This window comes from Syntrophales bacterium (genome assembly GCA_026417625.1).
Taxonomy (GTDB): Bacteria; Desulfobacterota; Syntrophia; order Syntrophales; family UBA8958; genus JAOACW01.
Genome location: JAOACW010000006.1, coordinates 66,954 through 84,928 on the forward strand (window position 1 = coordinate 66,954; position 17,975 = coordinate 84,928).

Genomic DNA, 17,975 nt, shown 5'->3' on the forward strand with positions numbered 1-17,975 from the left:
TCCTGTGAATGTACTTCATACGATTTTTCCACTTTGTGTGTCAAGTGAGAGGGTAAGGAAGCTTTTTTTTCTTGACATATCAAGACGATGGTGATAGGCGAGCAGCGGTCTTAATACTTACATTTAGAGGTGGGTACTACGAGACTTTAGTCCATAAATTTTAAAGTTTTAACACTGAAGAACGGCGAGGTGGCTTACCGTGGTGCCAAGTAAAGAGAAGATAGGTGCAGTAATGGTTGTTGGATCGGGGATTGCGGGAATACAGGCATCCCTCGATTTGGCAAATTCAGGGTTCAAAGTTTACCTTGTAGAGAGGGAAATAAGTATAGGCGGCGTAATGGCCCAGCTGGATAAAACGTTTCCAACCAATGACTGTTCTGCGTGTATTCTGTCTCCTAAGCTTGTAGAAGTTGGGCGACATCCTAATGTAGAGATTTTGACCCGTTACACTGTAAAGGGTGTAGAGGGAGAAGCGGGCAGATTCAAAGTGAAGCTCCAGAGGGCGCCACGTTTTGTGGATCTGAATAAATGTACTGGCTGTGGTGACTGTGCAAGGGTATGTCCTGTGTCCGTTCCTTCCGATTTCAATGAAGGGTTAGATGAGAGGAAAGCTATATACCGCCACTTCCCGCAGGCTATTCCAAGCGGCTACGCCATCGATAAATTGGGAACGTCACCTTGCAAGGCTAATTGTCCGACCCACATAAGTGTTCAGGGTTACGTAGCCCTCATTGCTGCAGGGAAATTCAAGGAAGCTCTTAAGCTCATAAAGAAAGACAACCCATTCCCCGTTGTATGCGGTCGGGTATGCAATCACCCCTGCGAATCCGCATGCATGCGTGGGAAGGTGGATGAACCCATTGATATCATGCACCTAAAGCGGTTTGTGGCAGATCTGGATCTGAAAGATGAGAACAGGTACATTCCGGAAAAGAAAGATTACAAGGGCAAACGGGTGGCTGTGATTGGGGCTGGACCTGCAGGACTTACCTGTGCGTACTATCTGGCTATCGAAGGTTACGATGTGGAAGTTTTTGAGGCATTACCCGTCGCGGGTGGTTGGATGGCAGTAGGAATTCCTGATTACCGCCTGCCCAAGGATGTGTTGAAGGCTGAAATTAAAGTGATCGAAGATTTGGGTGTGAAGATTCACTTGAACACTACTGTAGGAAAGGATGTTCCCTTTGAAAAGCTGCGACAGGAATTCGACGCTATCTTCATAGGATGTGGAACAGTCAGGAGTGCGAAGCTGAATATACCCGGTGAAGATCTTGAAGGGGTGATTCACGGTGTTGATTACCTGAAGAGGATAAATCTGGGTGAAAAGGTTTATCTGGGTGATAGGGTTGCCGTAATCGGTGGCGGTAATGTGGCTATGGACGCTGTGCGAACGGCAATTCGAACAGGATCAAAAGATGTTTTCATACTTTACCGTCGTTCCCGAGCGGAGATGCCTGCATCGCCTGAGGAGATCGAAGAAGCACTTGAAGAAGGTGTGCGAATGGAGTTCCTCGTGGCTCCCAAACGGATTCTTGGTGAGAACGGAAAAGTAACGGGTGTGGAGTGCATTCGGATGGAACTTGGGGAACCCGATGCCAGTGGTCGTCGCCGTCCTGTGGAGATACCAGGTTCGGAATTTATCGTGCCTTGTGATGCTTTGATTCCTGCAATCGGTCAAGAAGCTGATCTGGATTTCATACCAGCGGACAGTGGCATCACCATAAACAGGTGGAAAAACCTTGAGGTTGATCCTGTAACTTTTGCCACAAGTGTGCCCGGTGTGTTTGCGGGCGGTGATGTTGTAACAGGCCCGGCAACTGTGGTCAAAGCAGTGGCAGCTGGTAAAGAAGCAGCGATATCCATCGATAGGTATCTCCGCGGTGAAGATATTGCGGCAGGAAGGGCTAAGGATTGGACCAAAAATATTGCTGATAAGAGTGATGTTTCCAAGGTGTCAAAAAAACCGAGGACACCTTTCCCCCATCTCAAGCCTGAGGAGAGAAAAACGAATTTCAAGGAAGTGGGACTTGGCTTCTCAGAAGAACAAGCGATTGAAGAGGCAAAAAGATGTTTGTCCTGTGGTATCTGTTCCGAGTGTTATCAATGTGTTGAAGTTTGTATAGCCAAGGCCATTAATCACGAAGATACCTTTGCAGAAGAAGTCCTCGAGGTTGGAGCTATTATCGCTGCTCCCGGATTTGAGGTCTTCGACGCTCAGCTGAGGGGGGAGTATGGTTTTGGGGTTTACCAGAACGTAGTTACCTCGCTACAGTTTGAGCGTATACTTTCGGCGTCCGGTCCATATTTTGGGCATGTTCAGCGCATATCTGATGGTAGAGAGCCCAGGAAGGTTGCGTTTATTCAGTGTGTTGGTTCCAGGGATGTATCCTGCGGGAACAGTTGGTGTTCATCTGTGTGCTGTATGTACGCTACTAAAGAGGCTATCATAGGTAAGGAACATGTAAAGGATCTGGAACCTACCATTTTCTACATGGACATAAGGGCTCATGGCAAGGACTTCGATCGTTTCGTAAACAGGGCCAAGGAGGAATATGGTATACGCTATATCCGTTCCATACCTTCCACAATAAAGGAACTTCAGCAGACAAAAAATCTTCTTGTAAAATACGTTCAGGAAGACGGGACTTTGGTTGAGGAAGAGTTTGACATGGTAGTCCTTTCCGTGGGGCTTACGCCTCCTAAAGAGGCGAGGGAATTGGCCAGAGCCCTGGGTATAGAGTTGGAAGAACATGGTTTCTGTGCGACCGCGCTGGATAATCCGGTCAAGACCAGCCGGGAAGGTATCTTTGTGTGCGGTGCATTCGGAGGTCCAAAAGATATTCCGGAGACTGTCATGGAAGCGAGTAGCGCTGCGGCTTGTGCTGCGGGACTACTTGCGGAAAAGCGGGGTACAATGGTGACCGAAGAGGAAATGCCTGCTGAGATGGATATAAGGGGCATAGGACCGCGGACTGGCGTATTTGTTTGTCACTGCGGTATTAATATCGGTGGTGTGGTCAATGTACCGGAAGTTGTCGAATACGCCAAAACGTTACCGAATGTTGTTTTTGCTATGGAAAATCTCTTTACCTGCTCACAGGATACAGCTGTGAAGATGGCGGAGGTTATCAAAGAGAAAAACCTAACGAGAGTTGTTGTAGCTTCATGTTCACCCAGAACCCATGAACCCCTATTCCAAGAGAACTGCTTAAAGGCGGGATTGAATCCATTTCTATTTGAAATGGCAAACATTCGCGATCAGAACTCCTGGGTTCATATGAATGAACCCGAAGCAGCTACGGAAAAAGCCAAAGATCTGGTAAGGATGGCTGTGGCAAAAGCGCAGTATCTGAAGCCTTTGAAGCCAGGGCAGCTTACCATCAATCCGTCTGCGCTTATCATTGGTGGTGGTTTGGCAGGTATTACAGTAGCACTGTCCCTGGCTGAGCAGGGATTCAGGTCGTATATTGTGGAGAAGGAACCTCTCCTCGGAGGAAATTACAGAAGACTTCACTACACCCTAGAAGGGTTGGATGTCCAGGCTCATTTAAAAGAGCTTTTAGATAAGGTAAAGAGCAACGAAAAAATACGGGTTTATACAGGAGCAACCATTGAAAAGATAGAGGGATTCATTGGGAATTACAAGACGACAGTGAAACTCCGGGATGGTGAAGATACGTTTGAACACGGTGTCGTTATCGTGGCCACAGGTGCGTATGAAAATAAGCCTGTGGAATATATGTACGGACAATCACCGAATGTGTTTACTCAGAGGGAACTAGAAGAGCTCATAGCCAGTGGTGACGAGCGGATAGCAAAGGCGAGTAGAGTTGTTATGATTCAGTGTGTTGGTTCCCGAACAAAGGAAAGGCCGTACTGTAGCAGGTACTGTTGTTCGGAGGCGATAAAGAACGCTTTGAAACTGAAGGAAATTGACCCCTCGCGGGAAATAACCATCATTTACCGGGACATCCGCACCTTTGGTTTAAAAGAGGATTACTACCGAAAGGCCAGGGAATGGGATGTCCGTTTCATTCGTTACGATGAGGATAGAAAACCGGAAGTTTTGCAAAACGGGGGTAAACTATTAGTGAGGGTTTTTGATCCTGTGTTAGACGATACTGTAGAACTTCAGGCAGATATGTTGGTTTTGTCCGTTGGTGTAATCCCCAATCCTGACAATGAGAAGATAGGGAAGATGCTTAAAGTGCCCATCAACCAGGATGGTTTTTTCCTGGAGGCGCATGTGAAGCTCCGACCTGTAGATTTTGCCACAGATGGAGTATTTCTCTGCGGTATGGCTCATTCCCCAAAACTCAGTGAGGATACGATAGTTCAGGCGAATGCCGCTGTTTCGAGGGCGTGCACCATACTGACTAAGGATTACATCGAAGCGGAAGGAAAAACTGCTTATGTGATAAAGGAACGTTGTTCTGGTTGTGGGCTTTGCGAGGTAAACTGCCCCTTCGGTGCCATAGCGGTTAACGAGGTGGAAGGTGTGGCGGAGGTCAACACGGTGTTGTGCAAGGGTTGTGGGGTGTGTTCGTCATCGTGCCGTATGAATGCCGTTGATTTAAATGGATTTACAAACGAGGAAATTCTCGCCCAGATAGAGGCGCTGTAGTTTGAGGAGAGCATATATGACGGGACGTAACAATTGGGAACCTAAGATTGTAGCTATAGTTTGTAATTGGTGTACATACGCTGGTGCTGATCTTGCGGGAATAAGTCGTATTCAGTATCCGCCGAATGTGCGAATTGTTAGGACACCCTGTACGGGGCGGATAAATCCTTTTTACATTGTAAAGGCGCTACAGCACGGTGCAGATGGGGTGCTGGTTTCGGGTTGCCATCCTGGAGAATGCCATTATATTACGGGTAATCTGTCGGCACGACGAAAATTCGTCATGCTTAAGCGATTTTTGAATTACATTGGAGTGGAAGAAGATCGCACAATTTTTACGTGGGTTTCAGCTTCGGAGGGTGAGAGGTTTGCGAAGGTTGTTCAAGGGGTAACTGAGCGTGTAAGGGCACTTGGGCCGGCGAGTAAACTTGTGAAAACCCTGTAGAAAAATGTTAATAAAGGTGAGGGTTCATCGACCGTGGAAAAGATTGAGAAAAATTTAAAGGAAGAGGCGAGGAAGCTCCTGGAAGGTAAGCAGGTGGATGTGCTTATAGGTTATGAAATGGGGACTTTACCACTTACGGCAACGCCCTGTTTCATTAGTTCACCTGATGAGGTGGATCGGTTAGTTTGGAATGCCCTCTGTGTTCACAATTTGGCCAAGTATGTTCATGACGTTATTGCACAGCACAAAAAGGCTCAGAAGAGGGTAAAACCAGAGGACAGGAAGAAGAAAGTTGTTGGGGTTGTGGCAAAGGGGTGTACTTCTCGTTCTATTGTTCTTCATCTCCAGGAACGACAGTACACCAGGGACGAGGTGATTATACTCGGTGTTCCGTGTACGGGTTACATCGATAAAAGGAAGTTGGATCGTGCGTTGGATGGACAGGAATTGAGGGAGGGTTCGCTGAACGAGGATTACGTTCTGGTGTATACGAAGGCGGGGGAGAAGAGGTTGGTGTTGAAGGAGCTTTTGGCGGATAACTGTATTACCTGTCCTTTTAATAATCCTGTGATATACGATGTTATGCTTGGTGAAAAAGCGGTTCCCATGAACGTGGAAAGTGAGTATTTTCTTGTAGATGAATTCGCTAAACGTTCTACTGAAGATAGATGGGCGTACTTTACTAAGGAAATGGCCAAATGCATTCGTTGTTACGCTTGCCGACAGGCTTGCCCGTCATGCTATTGCCCAACGTGTTTTGTGGAGCAGAGTCAGCCTTACTGGGTAGGGATAAGTGATGATCCTTCTGATACTCAGGTCTTCCAGATCATGAGGTTGTTCCACATGGTGGGCCGTTGTGTTGATTGTGGCTCTTGTGTTTCCGTATGTCCTATGGGTGTGGACCTAAGAACGTTTTTGAAGAAGTTGGACAAAGATGTTTTTGAATTGTTTGGTAGCAGAGCGGGGTCTTCGATGGACGACCTTCCACCGCTCTCTCAATTCAGCGAACATGATTATGGTGATTTTATATTTAATCCATGAAAAGTAAAGGTTTTTGCAGGAGAAGTTATGGAAAGCTTTCTCGAGAGGGTTAATAAGAGAATTGATGGTGTTCCCATTCAGAGGTGTTTTCACTGTCGTAAGTGCACGGCGGGATGTCCACTTGCCTTTGCAATGGAGTACAATCCCAATCGGGTGATCAAGATGATTCAGATGGGATTGGAGGATGAGGTGCTGAATAGTTCTACCATATGGCTTTGCGCCTCCTGCGAGACGTGCATTACCCGTTGCCCTAATGAGGTGGATATAGCTCGTATGATGGATGTACTTAGGGAGATGGCCATTGAAAGGGGAGTACCCGTGCGGGAGAAGAAGATTCTTGCGTTTCATCAGGCTTTTTTGAACAGTATCAAGTCAAGGGGAAGAATAAACGAGCCCTTCATGATAATGGATTATAAGTTGAGATCGGGAGATCTGTTTTCGGATATGGCGATGGGAGTAAGCATGTTTTTGAAGGGGAAGTTGGCGCTTATTTCTCCTAAGACGAGGGACATTGCGTCTGTGCGACGCATATTTGAGAAAACGGGAAGAAAGTCAACCGTTAATTAATAAATCCTGGTTATCAAGGAGGAGAGAGTTGGTTATTTCATATTATCCAGGATGTTCGCTTCATGGAACGGCCAAAGAGTATGAACAATCAGTAAAATCAGTGAGTGCGGCTCTCGGGATAGGTTTGCAGGAAGTAGAGGATTGGTCATGTTGTGGAGCTACTTCAGCGCATTCCACAAATTTTGATCTCTCTATTGCGCTTCCGGCTAGGAACCTTGTACTTGTGGAATCCGCAGCGGTTAAGGAGGTTATGGTACCTTGTGCGGCGTGTTTCAACCGTTTCAAGAGTGCTCAATACTATCTATCGAAAAGTGATACTTTGAAAAGACGTACGGAAGAGGCAATAGGGAGACCTTATCGTGGGGAGGCGGTGGTAAGACATCCTCTCGAGATATTCTATAAGGACGTGGGGTTAGATGCACTGGCTGGTAAAGTAACGAAGAAACTTGTAGGCCTTAAACCTGTTTCTTATTACGGTTGTTTACTTTTACGACCCCCGAAGGTATGTCAGTTTGATGATCCTGAGAATCCGTACATGATGGATGAAATCCTTCAAGTTCTGGGAGCGGACGTGAAAAAATGGTCGTACAAGACAGATTGCTGTGGTGGAAGTCTCACCATAAGCAGGGTGGATGTTGTTGGCCGTCTGGTAAATAAACTTATGACTATGGCGCGCGAGGCAGGCGCAAATTGCATCGTTACTGCATGTCCTGTTTGTATGGCAAATCTCGACACTCGATCTGGGGAAACAGTGAGACTGCCCGTTTTTTATTTCACGGAATTGATGGCATTGGCCTTTGGGCTAAGTGGACCTGTGAATTGGTTTAGGATGCACAATATAGATCCCGAGCCTCTTCTGGGAGGATTGGGAATCGTGTAAGTAATTCTGGGGTCTAACTCCAGAGGCAATAAAAAAATAAGGGCTGAAGGCGGATATGAAAAGACGAGTAGTAAAAAAAGATGCCCTGGTTGGGATTGCGAAGAGGATTTCTGAGAGTGTCGTTGTTTATACCCCGGTTTTGGTAGAGGGGGACGTGCTTTTCAAGGCGCTTGAGAAAGGGGACGAACCTCTTTTGGGTTATGCAAACAGTAAGAATGCTCCAAAGAATTTTTTCTTCCCCCGTTCGGAGATCATGTTGCGTTTTACAAGAACACCCAAGGGGTTGGTGTTGACCCATGAAGAAATAACCTCACAGGAGGGTGTCTTGTTTGGGGCGAGACCCTGTGATACTAGGAGTTTTATCCTTTTGGACATGCTTTTCGATCAGGAGAAATATAAAGATCCCTATTATATAGCGAAAAGGCAGAGAACTACGGTGGTTAGTTTGGCCTGTGCTAACCCTCCCTACGCCACTTGTTTCTGTACCTCCGTTGGAGGCCATCCTGTTGATAGTCAAGGTGCAGATGTACTTATTACTGATGTTGGTGGTGAATATCTGGTTGAGTTTCTGACACCGAAAGGAGAAGCTCTGGTAAAGTACTTTGGGGAGGTGGAAGCTGATGAGTCGGTGGAAGAGAAAAAAAAGAAAGTATCTGAGGAAGCTGAAAAGGCTTTAGCTAAAAAACTCGCCGTTGATGGTTTGAAGGAAAAACTGGACAGGAACTTCCACAGTCCATTCTGGGACGATGTGCACAAGAGATGTTTGGCCTGTGGAACATGTACGTACCTATGTCCTACCTGTCATTGTTTCGACATCAGAGACGAGGTTAAGTACGATGATGGTAGGAGATTGCGTAACTGGGATTCCTGTATGTTTCCTTTATTTACGCAGGAGACCTCTGGTCATAATCCCCGGCCGACCCAGAGAGAGAGATGGCGACAGAGGGTGATGCACAAGTTTAGTTACTATCCCGAGAACTTTGGCGCCATAGCCTGTGTGGGTTGCGGTCGGTGTGTGATGTACTGCCCTGTTAACATTGATATACGCAAGATTGTAGAAGATGCAGCCCGCTTGTTTAGCAATACGTCCCCATAAGAGGAGATGAAGATGGAGAATCCTTATCTGTCATATCCGGTTGAAGTGGTGAAGATCATAACGGAAGTGGACACCAAGGACATTAAAACCTTCCGTATGGTTTTCCTCAACAAAGAGGATGAGGAAAAATTCCGCTATTTGCCAGGACAGTTTGCAGAGTTATCAGTGTTTGGGAAAGGTGAATGTCCAATTGGAATAGCTTCCTCCCCTACGCAGAAAGGTTATGTAGAATTTACCGTTCAGAAAGCTGGTGTAGTGACCACGGCATTGCACGAAATGGAGGAAGGAACCAGAATGGGGATCAGAGGACCTCTTGGACATCCCTGGCCCCTTGAGTATCTTGAGGGGAAGAATGTTGTAGTTGTGGGAGGTGGTTTCGCATTTACCACTCTTCGATCTCTTTTGAATTATATGATTTATGAAGAGAACAGACCAAAATTTGGGAAGATCACAGTTATATACGGAGCCCGCACGCCGGGATTGCTGCTTTACAAAGAGGAATTAAAGCAGTGGTCCGAGCGGGGAGATATCGAGATGAACATTACTGTTGACAAAGGTGATGCAACCTGGACGGGAAGGGAAGGTTTTGTGCCCACGATATGTAAGGAAGTGGCCCCCAGTCCAGAAAATGCAGTTGCTGTTATTTGTGGTCCGCCCATTATGATTCGCTTCACCTTGCCCGTTTTCTTAGATCTAGGTTTTTCCAAGGAGAATATTTTTACATCTCTTGAAATGAGGATGAAATGTGGTATTGGTAAATGCGGGCGTTGTAATGTGGGCAGCAAATACATATGTAAGGATGGGCCAGTTTTCTCTTTTGCTGAACTTGATAGACTGACACGCGATTATTGATCAATCAAAATTGGGAGAGTTACATGCCGAAGATTGTTGCCAAAAAGATATTGGCTGAGACGATAGTGCGTATGGATGTTGAAGCCCCCGAGATTGCCAGACGACGTAAAGCGGGGCAATTTGTCGTTTTGAGGCTCCACGAAAAGGGTGAGCGTATACCACTCACGATTGTGGATTCCGATTATGAGAAGGGGACGATAACGTTGATATTCCAGGTGGTGGGCAAGACAACTGCAGAGCTAGCTATGCTTGATGAAGGATCGGAGATAAAGGACCTTTTGGGACCATTGGGTCATCCCACAGAGATAGAGCCATTTGGACGTGTCATCTGTGTGGGAGGGGGGGTAGGCGTTGGTGTTATATATCCGATCACGAAGGCCCTTAAGGAGGAAGGTAATTACGTGATTTCTATAATAGGTGCGAGAACTAGGGATCTCATAATTCTGGAGCGAGAGATTGGTGTTCTGAGTGATGAGTTTGTGGTCTGTACCGATGATGGTAGTTATGGATTTAAGGGGTTTGTAACGCAGGCATTAGAGGGTATTTTGCGCGAAGATGGCAATATTGATCGTGTGTTTGCCGTTGGACCCGTGCCCATGATGAGGGCTGTAGCAGACGTTACACGACCGTATAACATCAAGACCATAGTTAGCCTCAACCCTATTATGGTGGATGCTACTGGTATGTGTGGCGCTTGTCGTGTTTCCATTGGTGGAAAGACAAAATTTGCCTGTGTTGACGGACCGGAATTTGATGGCCATGAGGTGGACTTTGATCTTCTCATGAAACGTCTAAAGATTTACGTGAAGGAGGAGGCAGTTGCCTACGAAAGACACAAGTGTGGTTTCCATGGAAGCTGACGTAAGAAGAGAGAAAATTCCACGTCAGAAGATGCCTGAACAGGAACCGAGGGAGCGGATCCGGAATTTCAATGAGGTGCCCCTCGGGTATACACCGGAGCTTGCAATGCGGGAGGCCCAAAGGTGTATTCAGTGTAAAAAACCGGGTTGCATTAAGGGCTGTCCAGTAGATGTTCAAATTCCTCAATTCATAAAGCAGATTGCTGAGGGTGATTTCTTGGGTGCAGCGCGTACGTTGAAGGATACCAATAGTCTACCGGCAATATGTGGGCGAGTATGTCCTCAGGAAATCCAGTGTGAAAAGTACTGTGTGCTTGGTAAGAAGGGTGAACCTGTGGCTATTGGGCGTCTCGAAAGGTTTGCTGCAGATTACGAGAGAGAGACAGGTCAAATTGCCATTCCCGAGATTGCCCCTCCGAATGGCAGGAGAATTGCTGTTGTTGGCTCTGGCCCTTCAGGACTGACCATTGCAGGTGATCTCGTGAAACTCGGCTATGAGGTTACAGTTTTTGAGGCGCTTCATAAGGCTGGTGGTGTGCTTGTGTACGGAATTCCCGAGTTCAGGCTTCCAAAGGCAATTGTTGAAGCGGAGGTATCGTATCTCGAACGTTTAGGGGTTAAATTTAAGCTCAATACGGTGATCGGACGCGTGAAAACTGTGGACGATCTCTTTGCCGAAGGGTACGATGCTGTGTACATTGCCGTTGGTGCTGGAGCCCCTATGTTCATGAACATCCCGGGAGAAAATCTTAACGGCATCTATTCTGCAAATGAATATCTTACCCGTTCTAATCTGATGAAGGCTTATCTTTTTCCTGAATACGACACACCTATTGTTCGAGGGAAAAATGTGGCGGTGATTGGTGGTGGAAATGTGGCTATGGACGCAGTGCGCACAGCTTTAAGGTTGGGCGCTGAGAATGCGTACATCATTTATCGGAGAAGCGAGACAGAGATGCCGGCTCGTCTTGAGGAGATACATCACGCGAAAGAGGAGGGTGTGAAGTTTTTGCTTCTTACCAATCCTGTGAGGTACATCGGGAACAAGGACGGTTGGGTTACAGGTGTGGAATGCATCAGGATGACTTTGGGTGAGCCTGATGCTTCAGGTAGGAGAAGCCCTATTCCGGTTGCGGGTTCTGAATTTGTTCTTGAGGTTGATACGGTAGTTGTGGCTATAGGTACCATGGCTAACCCCATAATAGCTAAGACGACGCCTGGTTTGGAAACGAACGAGAGAGGTTACATTAGGACAAAAGATGACAGTGGAGAGACGAGCAGGGAAATGGTTTACGCGGGTGGAGATATCGTTACAGGTTCGGCAACGGTTATTCTAGCGATGGGCGCGGGAAGAAAAGCCGCTCAGGCAATCCATAGGAAATTGATGGAGCCCTCAGGAGAAGTAGTGTAGTGACGGTGCAAGTTGACTTCAACTTTTGCTTGTGTTAAGGGAATGACTGTTATGGCAGAATACAGAGATACCAGTCGGAGTGAGGGAAAAAGTCCGCTAGTACAGATGGCTTACGCGAGTAGTGTTGGCATCGCACTCGTATTAGTTATCTTTGCCAGTTTGTATGTTGGTTACTGGGTGGATAGTAAATACGGAACAATCCCTTTTTTCTCTCTGCTTTTTTTAATATTAGCAATTGCCGGAGCGTTTCGTAATCTGTACGTCTTCATAAAAAGGAACTTCAGGGATGAAAAAACTATTATCAGGTCCCTTAAAACGGAACCCCATCGTAAAAGACCCGTTCCAGCAAAGACTTGAAATTCTCCTTTGGGTTTCCCTTGTTGTTTTTACCCTTGCAAGTTCAGTTTTTGCTGCGCCGAAGTTTACTCTGGGGGTGTTTCTGGGTGGGTGTATAAGTATAGTAAATTTTTTCTGGTTGGGGAGAGATCTGAGAGCAGTATTCAGATCTCTCAATCAGGCCGCTCAAGCTAGGCTTCTGTTCAAGTACTACATACGTTTTGGTGTCACCGCTGTTGTGTTGTATTTTATTGTTAAGAGTGACATTGTTGACATATTCGGACTACTTATTGGATTGTCTCTAGTCGTTATAAATATAGTTGCCAGTGCCATCATGGAGTTAACAAAAAAAAATAGTGTTGAGGAGGTTCGTTGAGGTATGCATTCGCTTTCATTTTTGGGCCATCTCGGGGTACCATCCCATGTGGCTTATATGTGGTTTGTTATGCTCTTACTGGCCGTAAGTGGTTTCCTGGCTACTAGAGCGCTGAGGCTTGTTCCCTCTGGTTTTCAGAATTTTATGGAGGTGGTTGTAGAGACTTTTCATAGGCTCTTAATCGACACAATGGGACCTGAAGGGAAGCGTTTTTTCCCCTTAATAGGTACAATCGGACTGTTCATCCTTACTTCCAATCTTCTGGGACTGATTCCTGGTTTTGAATCGCCAACGGCTAATTTAAATACAAATGCGGCTATGGCATTGGTTGTATTTGCCATGACGCATATTGTGGGAGTTAAAATTCATGGTATTAAATACCTCAAGCAATTCATGGGACCCGTTTGGTGGTTGACACCACTTATGCTGCCCATAGAAATCATCAGTCATCTTTCACGGCCACTTTCTCTTTCTGTCCGATTGTTTGGCAATATTGAGGGTGGTCATATTGTGTTGGCTATTCTCTTTATCCTCGTTCCTTTCCTGATCCCCCTTCCGATTCTTGTTTTGAAATTGCTCATTTCTGTTATTCAGACGTTGGTTTTCATGTTACTTTCGATGATGTACATCGCGGGGGCGATGGAAGGTCATCACGAGTGATTTCTTAGTTTTCGGTGAGTAAAATTAGCTTTAAAAGTTATGGTGGGTGCTGTTTCTATTTTTACGATAGCTAAAAATCGGCACTGTTAGGGTGATTTTGATCCTTCTTCGCCAATTCCAAACCACGGGCAGTCTTTGGAGGCAGGAAGTTTCAATTTGAGTACTATTTGCGGTGTTCACCAATATATCAAAACTCACTTTTATCTGGTTACCGATTTGGTATACCCCATCGGGATTGGTGAGCTACAGAAGTTTGAAAAGATACCAATGAAGATACCTTGATGTAGGTACGGATGATTCTTTGGAATTGGGGAAATCACAGTAAAGGTGGTCAATTAAAAAACAGCTTAAGTTTCTACTAGTTGATTGGAGCGAAAACTCAAGCTTAGGAAGGGTCTTTTTGCCTCGGTTTAAAGTTCCTCTTTTTTATTGGACGTTGTAGTAATCCTTAAACCAGTCTGCGAATTTTTTTATACCCTCCTCCAGGGGGGTTGAGGGTCTGAAGTTAATTGTTCTGTAGAGATCTTCAACATCCGCATGGGTCGCTTTGATCTCCCCTAGCTGCAGTGGTAAAAAATTCTTTTTGGCCTTTTTACCAAGTGCTTCCTCCAAGCGTTCTATGAATTCCATAAGGTCTACAGGTTTAGAACTACCGATGTTGTATATCCGATAGGGGGCGTTACTAGTTGCAGGATCAGGATCCATTGGGGACCATGCGGGATCGGGCACAGGGGGTTGGAAAACAAGTCTGTACATGGCTTCTACAATGTCGTCTATAAATGTGAAGTCCCTCTTCATGTTTCCGAAGTTGTACACATCTATGGTTTTTTCTTCTACGATTGCTTTAGCGAAAGAGAAATATGCCATATCCGGTCGTCCCCACGGGCCGTAGACGGTAAAGAACCTGAGGCCTGTACTGGGTGTATTGAAGAGTGTTGCATATACATGGGCCATCAGCTCGTTGGCTTTTTTAGTGGCTCCGTACAAACTTACGGGATGATCTGTACCTCTATGGACGGAAAAAGGTGTATTCGCGTTAGCTCCATAAACGGAGCTGGATGACGCAAATATGAGATGCTTTATCGGTTGGTTGCGACATCCCTCAAGAATGTTGAGAAATCCTTCAACGTTGCTACTCACGTATACATGTGGATTTTCTAGGGAATGGCGAACTCCTGCCTGGGCTGCGAGATGTATCAAATAATCGGGTTTTTCCTTGATTATCAAGGAAATTGTTTCTTTATCTGTGATGTCAAGGTAGTGGAATCTGAAATGTCCGTAATTTTCTAAGATAGAGAGTCTATCTTTCTTCAGTTTTATCTCGTAGTAATCGTTGAGATTGTCAACCCCAACTACGAAGTGGTTTTCACTCAATAAGCGAAGACAAAAATGGAAACCAATGAATCCTGCGGCACCCGTAACCAGGAATTTACTCCTTCTCTCGGTCATAAGGTTTCAGAAACTATCCTTTAGGGTCAACCGACACGCCTCCAGTGTTCGATCCCTGTCTTTTAAATCATGGGCGAATGAGAGAAACCACGCTTCGAACTGGGAAGGTGGAATGTTTATACCGTGTTTAATCATGCCGCGGAAGAACCTCCCAAAAAGTTCTGTGTTAGAACTTCTTGCCGAGGCATGGTCAAAGACTTCCTTATCTGTAAAGAAAATTGTGAACATGGAACCCTCGCGGTTTATGGTAACCGGGACCCCCGCTTCCCTAAAGATCTCCTCCATTTCGTAACAGAGGCTAAAGGTATTTCTGTTGAGCAGGTCATAGTAGGGTGCGTTTTCTTTGAGGATATTTAAAGTTGTAGTTCCTGCTGCTGTGGCTAATGGGTTACCCGAAAGGGTACCTGCTTGATATACCGGGCCCTCCGGTGCCAGAAGATCCATAATTTTCATTTTTCCACCAACTGCTCCTATGGGCAGACCCCCACCTATAATTTTGCCCAGACACGTTAGATCTGGTTCGATACCAATGATATTCTGGTACCCCCCAAAGGTAAACCTGAACCCCGTTATCACTTCATCGAAGATGAGAACAATGCCATACCGATCGCTGAAGTTTCTTAGGGCGTTGAGGAAATTCGCTCGAGGAGGAACCACACCCATGTTCCCTGCGACTGGCTCCACAATGATCGCGGCTACTTCCTCACCTATGGATCTCAACGTGTGTTCCACCATTTCAATGTTGTTGTAGGGAACTGTGATTGTTTTTTCAGCGAGACAGGAAGGCACGCCGGGACTTGTGGGAATTCCCAGTGTGGCCATGCCGGATCCCGCTTGTGACAGAAGGGAGTCTGAGTGGCCATGGTAACAACCTTCGAATTTCAGGATTTTTTCCCTATTTGTAAAGGCTCGGGCCAAACGTACAGCGGTCATTACAGCTTCTGTTCCAGAGTTTACCAGTCTTACCTTCTCCATAGAAGGTATGGCCTCCACCAGTAACCGGGCCATTTCCACTTCGTAGGCTGTGGGTGCGCCGTAGCTAGTCCCCAATTTGGATTGCTCAATTATTGATGCGGTGACAATTGGATGGGCATGGCCGAGTATCATTGGCCCCCATGACATCACGTAGTCGATGTACTCGCGGTCATCAATATCGTAAATCTTGGATCCGGAGGCCCTCTGGATAAATATAGGCTCACTCCCGACGGCACCAAAGGCCCTCACCGGGCTATTTACCCCACCCGGAATGAGTTTTTTTGCCTCTTCGAAGAGCTTTTTAGATTTACTATTCATGGAAAGTAGACCATGCTCGTTTTTTTCAGTTCTCTTACAGTGGGATAAAGTTTGTATTCAGCTGTTCCGGAAATCTCAGTCATGAGATTTATTAACTTTTTGAGAGCTTCTCTGTCCTCACAGTGTACCATAGTAAAAATTGTGTACTTACCCTCCAAAGGGGGTTCTCTCCTGTAGCAATGGGAGACTTCTCTGAGTGTGGCAAAGGTGCTGCCCACTTCTGCACATCTAGTTGCAGGAATCGCCCACACGATCATTACATTTTCCATATAGCCTGCCGTTCTGGGGCTCACAATAGCGCCCAGCCTTCTGATCATTCCCTTTTTTTTCAACTGCTTGATTATATGGAGAACTTTTTCTTCATCAAAACCTAGTCTATCGCCTATAAGCTTGAAAGGTCTTTCGCACAAAGGTACATTCCCTTGGAGTTCCTTTGCAACCATTATCTCTTCGTGGGTTAGATGGGATAGCATGGCGTCTTTTAGGACATTTTGTGTTGTGTGTCAATGTATCAATTTTCACGCTTGACATCAATGAGTGCTTCCTATATTGGAGAAAAAGCATTTAGAAAGGGGGTGGATTTTGAAGACATACGGAGTTTTTGAGGTAAGAGGTTTGAGTGTCATTAAAAAATTTACAATGGAGGTATGAGATGAGGAAGAGTGTGAAACCGTTGTTCTTAAGTTTTTTTGTGGTGTTGGTTTTCACGTCCATAGCGATTGCTGCTGAACAAGCCCAGACAGGAGTTGTTGACTACACAAAAGCTATTGTGCTTGCGAGCAGTCTTATTGCTGCAGGAATAGCAATGGGTGTGGGTGCTCTAGGTGCTGGACTCGGAATGGGTCAGGCCACAAGTGGTGCGAGTGGAGCTGTGGGAAGGAATCCGGAGGCCCAAGGGAAGATTCTTCTTACCATGATGGTCGGTATGGCTATGACAGAGTCCATCGCCATATACGCATTGGTTGTTTCTCTTGTTATCCTCTATGCTAATCCTCTTCTTAAATATGCCGGTATGGGTGGATAAGAGAATATTTGGATGAACTTATACGGAAGGGAACGAGGCCTTTAAGAAAAGCAACCTCGTTCCTTTTTTTTGCGTTTATCTTTCCATTAGAGGCTATAAATTTCTTCACCCACAAAGTTGATCCAGTGGTTTTTCAAGATTTGAGATGCTCTTTCTATGTTGTCGCAACCGATAATGAGAATTGTCTCTTTTCCAATGCGCTCAATGGTGGTGTAAATGTAGTGTATGTTTACGTTGCCCTCTGCGAGGGGTTTCACAATGGCATTCATTCCTCCTGGGTGACAAGGAACCTCTACGGCTAGGACAGGTGTGTTTTCCACGTTGAAATTAAAACTTTCCAGAGTTGTAACTGCTTTTTGTGGATCGTTTACCACCAGACGTACTGTACTTAGTTCTTCAGTGCTCGCTGCAGAAATAGCTTTTATCTTGATGTCCTCTTTGTCGAGGATGTCTATAAGTTGAGTGAGGGCTCCAGGAACGTTTTTCAGGATCACGGAGATCTGTTTTATTGCCATTTTTAGATTCCCTATTGAAATTCAAAACCTGTGTTAAAGGCTTGTATGTTTAATTCAAAGGCCGTTTTTTTTCTTTTTCCGAAGATCTGTTTCAGCCCTTTTATGTAGCTGTCTGCTGTGAGAATACCCGTGCTGCGGATAAAGGCTCCCATCATAACGATGTTTTGTGTCTGGGTGTGGCCAACCTTTTCGGCAAGTAGTACTGCTGGGATTGTATGGATGATTACGTCTTTTCGCGATGGTAATGTGTCAATGATGGACGAATTCAAGAATATTTCCCCTCCAGATGCCACTCTGTTCTGGAATGTCAAGAGGGAAGGTTTGTTCATAACCACGAGATAATTCGGTTCAGAGGCTATGGGTGAAGCAATCTCTTCGTCAGATATACATACGGTGCAATTCGCTGTTCCCCCCCTTACCTCCACTCCATAGGAGGGAAGATAAGTTACGTAGTACCCCTCTATCATGGCGGCATGTGCAAGGCTGTAACCCATGAATAACACACCCTGTCCACCAAATCCTGCAAATATTGTCTTGAGAAGCATG

General features: G+C 45.8%; 17 protein-coding genes. 12 read left to right on the forward strand and 5 right to left on the reverse strand.

Going from position 1 to position 17,975, the window contains the following annotated elements:
• Positions 1–232: 232 nt before the first annotated feature.
• From N2317_05645 to atpB, 11 genes are all read left to right on the forward strand, one after another.
• The gene (locus tag N2317_05645; protein ID MCX7816972.1) at positions 233–4,624 is read left to right on the forward strand and encodes an NAD(P)-binding protein; all 4,392 of its coding nucleotides are present in this window, start codon (positions 233–235) and stop codon (positions 4,622–4,624) included.
• A gap of 16 nt (positions 4,625–4,640) precedes the next feature.
• Positions 4,641–5,069: a hydrogenase iron-sulfur subunit gene (locus N2317_05650; protein MCX7816973.1), complete on the forward strand. Its 429-nt coding sequence runs from the start codon at positions 4,641–4,643 to the stop codon at positions 5,067–5,069.
• 33 nt (positions 5,070–5,102) lie between these two features.
• On the forward strand, positions 5,103–6,110 hold the full coding sequence (locus N2317_05655; protein MCX7816974.1) for a 4Fe-4S dicluster domain-containing protein: 1,008 nt from the start codon (positions 5,103–5,105) through the stop codon (positions 6,108–6,110).
• 27 nt (positions 6,111–6,137) lie between these two features.
• Positions 6,138–6,677 carry a 4Fe-4S dicluster domain-containing protein gene (locus tag N2317_05660; GenBank protein MCX7816975.1) on the forward strand — a complete coding sequence of 180 codons (540 nt, stop codon included), beginning with the start codon at positions 6,138–6,140 and terminating at the stop codon, positions 6,675–6,677.
• Positions 6,678–6,705: 28 nt separating this feature from the next.
• Positions 6,706–7,557, forward strand: coding sequence for a CoB--CoM heterodisulfide reductase iron-sulfur subunit B family protein (locus N2317_05665; protein ID MCX7816976.1), 852 nt, complete (start codon positions 6,706–6,708; stop codon positions 7,555–7,557).
• Between the two features lie 55 nt (positions 7,558–7,612).
• The gene (locus N2317_05670) at positions 7,613–8,653 is read left to right on the forward strand and encodes a 4Fe-4S dicluster domain-containing protein (GenBank protein MCX7816977.1); all 1,041 of its coding nucleotides are present in this window, start codon (positions 7,613–7,615) and stop codon (positions 8,651–8,653) included.
• A 12-nt stretch (positions 8,654–8,665) separates the two neighbouring features.
• Positions 8,666–9,505 (forward strand): FAD/NAD(P)-binding protein, encoded by an 840-nt coding sequence (locus N2317_05675; GenBank protein ID MCX7816978.1) that lies wholly within the window; start codon positions 8,666–8,668, stop codon positions 9,503–9,505.
• A 23-nt stretch (positions 9,506–9,528) separates the two neighbouring features.
• Positions 9,529–10,365 carry a sulfide/dihydroorotate dehydrogenase-like FAD/NAD-binding protein gene (locus N2317_05680; protein ID MCX7816979.1) on the forward strand — a complete coding sequence of 279 codons (837 nt, stop codon included), beginning with the start codon at positions 9,529–9,531 and terminating at the stop codon, positions 10,363–10,365.
• Entirely contained in the window at positions 10,325–11,776 is a 1,452-nt protein-coding gene (gene gltA / locus N2317_05685) for an NADPH-dependent glutamate synthase (protein MCX7816980.1), read from the forward strand. The genes N2317_05680 and gltA overlap by 41 nt, the downstream gene beginning before the upstream one ends.
• Before the next feature lie 286 nt (positions 11,777–12,062).
• A complete protein-coding gene (locus N2317_05690; GenBank protein MCX7816981.1) occupies positions 12,063–12,488 on the forward strand; it encodes an ATP synthase subunit I in 426 nt (141 codons plus the stop codon).
• A 3-nt stretch (positions 12,489–12,491) separates the two neighbouring features.
• Positions 12,492–13,148, forward strand: a complete 657-nt coding sequence (gene atpB / locus N2317_05695; GenBank protein ID MCX7816982.1) for a F0F1 ATP synthase subunit A — start codon at positions 12,492–12,494, stop codon at positions 13,146–13,148.
• Positions 13,149–13,574: 426 nt separating this feature from the next.
• Here the strand turns inward: atpB and N2317_05700 are convergent, their stop codons facing one another.
• Genes N2317_05700 through N2317_05710 form a run of 3 tightly spaced genes read right to left on the reverse strand, consistent with a single transcriptional unit; the run spans position 13,575 to position 16,363 of the window.
• Positions 13,575–14,597, reverse strand: a complete 1,023-nt coding sequence (locus tag N2317_05700) for an NAD-dependent epimerase (protein ID MCX7816983.1) — start codon at positions 14,595–14,597, stop codon at positions 13,575–13,577.
• A gap of 6 nt (positions 14,598–14,603) precedes the next feature.
• Positions 14,604–15,890, reverse strand: a complete 1,287-nt coding sequence (gene hemL, locus N2317_05705) for a glutamate-1-semialdehyde 2,1-aminomutase (protein MCX7816984.1) — start codon at positions 15,888–15,890, stop codon at positions 14,604–14,606.
• Positions 15,887–16,363, reverse strand: a complete 477-nt coding sequence (locus N2317_05710; protein MCX7816985.1) for a hypothetical protein — start codon at positions 16,361–16,363, stop codon at positions 15,887–15,889. Before N2317_05710 ends, hemL begins: the two co-directional genes overlap by 4 nt.
• Before the next feature lie 179 nt (positions 16,364–16,542).
• On the opposite strand from N2317_05710, the gene atpE reads away from it, so the two are divergent.
• Complete coding sequence (gene atpE / locus N2317_05715) at positions 16,543–16,914, forward strand: ATP synthase F0 subunit C (protein ID MCX7816986.1); 372 nt, start codon at positions 16,543–16,545, stop codon at positions 16,912–16,914.
• Positions 16,915–17,000: 86 nt separating this feature from the next.
• Here the strand turns inward: atpE and N2317_05720 are convergent, their stop codons facing one another.
• Together N2317_05720 and N2317_05725 are read right to left on the reverse strand one after the other, a co-directional pair.
• On the reverse strand, positions 17,001–17,429 hold the full coding sequence (locus N2317_05720; protein ID MCX7816987.1) for a hypothetical protein: 429 nt from the start codon (positions 17,427–17,429) through the stop codon (positions 17,001–17,003).
• A gap of 11 nt (positions 17,430–17,440) precedes the next feature.
• Positions 17,441–17,974 (reverse strand): 2-oxoacid:acceptor oxidoreductase family protein, encoded by a 534-nt coding sequence (locus tag N2317_05725; GenBank protein ID MCX7816988.1) that lies wholly within the window; start codon positions 17,972–17,974, stop codon positions 17,441–17,443.
• Position 17,975: the final 1 nt, after the last annotated feature.

What these genes read in the sequence shown, in the direction of transcription:
- N2317_05645 (MCX7816972.1), top strand. Translation starts at nt 233, where the DNA reads ATGGTTGTTGGATCGGGGATTGCGGGAATACAGGCATCCCTCGATTTG.
- N2317_05650 (MCX7816973.1), top strand. Translation starts at nt 4,641, where the DNA reads ATGACGGGACGTAACAATTGGGAACCTAAGATTGTAGCTATAGTTTGT.
- N2317_05660 (MCX7816975.1), top strand. Translation starts at nt 6,138, where the DNA reads ATGGAAAGCTTTCTCGAGAGGGTTAATAAGAGAATTGATGGTGTTCCC.
- N2317_05670 (MCX7816977.1), top strand. Translation starts at nt 7,613, where the DNA reads ATGAAAAGACGAGTAGTAAAAAAAGATGCCCTGGTTGGGATTGCGAAG.
- N2317_05675 (MCX7816978.1), top strand. Translation starts at nt 8,666, where the DNA reads ATGGAGAATCCTTATCTGTCATATCCGGTTGAAGTGGTGAAGATCATA.
- N2317_05680 (MCX7816979.1), top strand. Translation starts at nt 9,529, where the DNA reads ATGCCGAAGATTGTTGCCAAAAAGATATTGGCTGAGACGATAGTGCGT.
- N2317_05690 (MCX7816981.1), top strand. Translation starts at nt 12,063, where the DNA reads ATGAAAAAACTATTATCAGGTCCCTTAAAACGGAACCCCATCGTAAAA.
- atpB (MCX7816982.1), top strand. Translation starts at nt 12,492, where the DNA reads ATGCATTCGCTTTCATTTTTGGGCCATCTCGGGGTACCATCCCATGTG.
- N2317_05700 (MCX7816983.1), bottom strand. Translation starts at nt 14,597, where the DNA reads ATGACCGAGAGAAGGAGTAAATTCCTGGTTACGGGTGCCGCAGGATTC.
- hemL (MCX7816984.1), bottom strand. Translation starts at nt 15,890, where the DNA reads ATGAATAGTAAATCTAAAAAGCTCTTCGAAGAGGCAAAAAAACTCATT.
- N2317_05710 (MCX7816985.1), bottom strand. Translation starts at nt 16,363, where the DNA reads ATGCTATCCCATCTAACCCACGAAGAGATAATGGTTGCAAAGGAACTC.
- atpE (MCX7816986.1), top strand. Translation starts at nt 16,543, where the DNA reads ATGAGGAAGAGTGTGAAACCGTTGTTCTTAAGTTTTTTTGTGGTGTTG.
- N2317_05720 (MCX7816987.1), bottom strand. Translation starts at nt 17,429, where the DNA reads ATGGCAATAAAACAGATCTCCGTGATCCTGAAAAACGTTCCTGGAGCC.
- N2317_05725 (MCX7816988.1), bottom strand. Translation starts at nt 17,974, where the DNA reads ATGCTTCTCAAGACAATATTTGCAGGATTTGGTGGACAGGGTGTGTTA.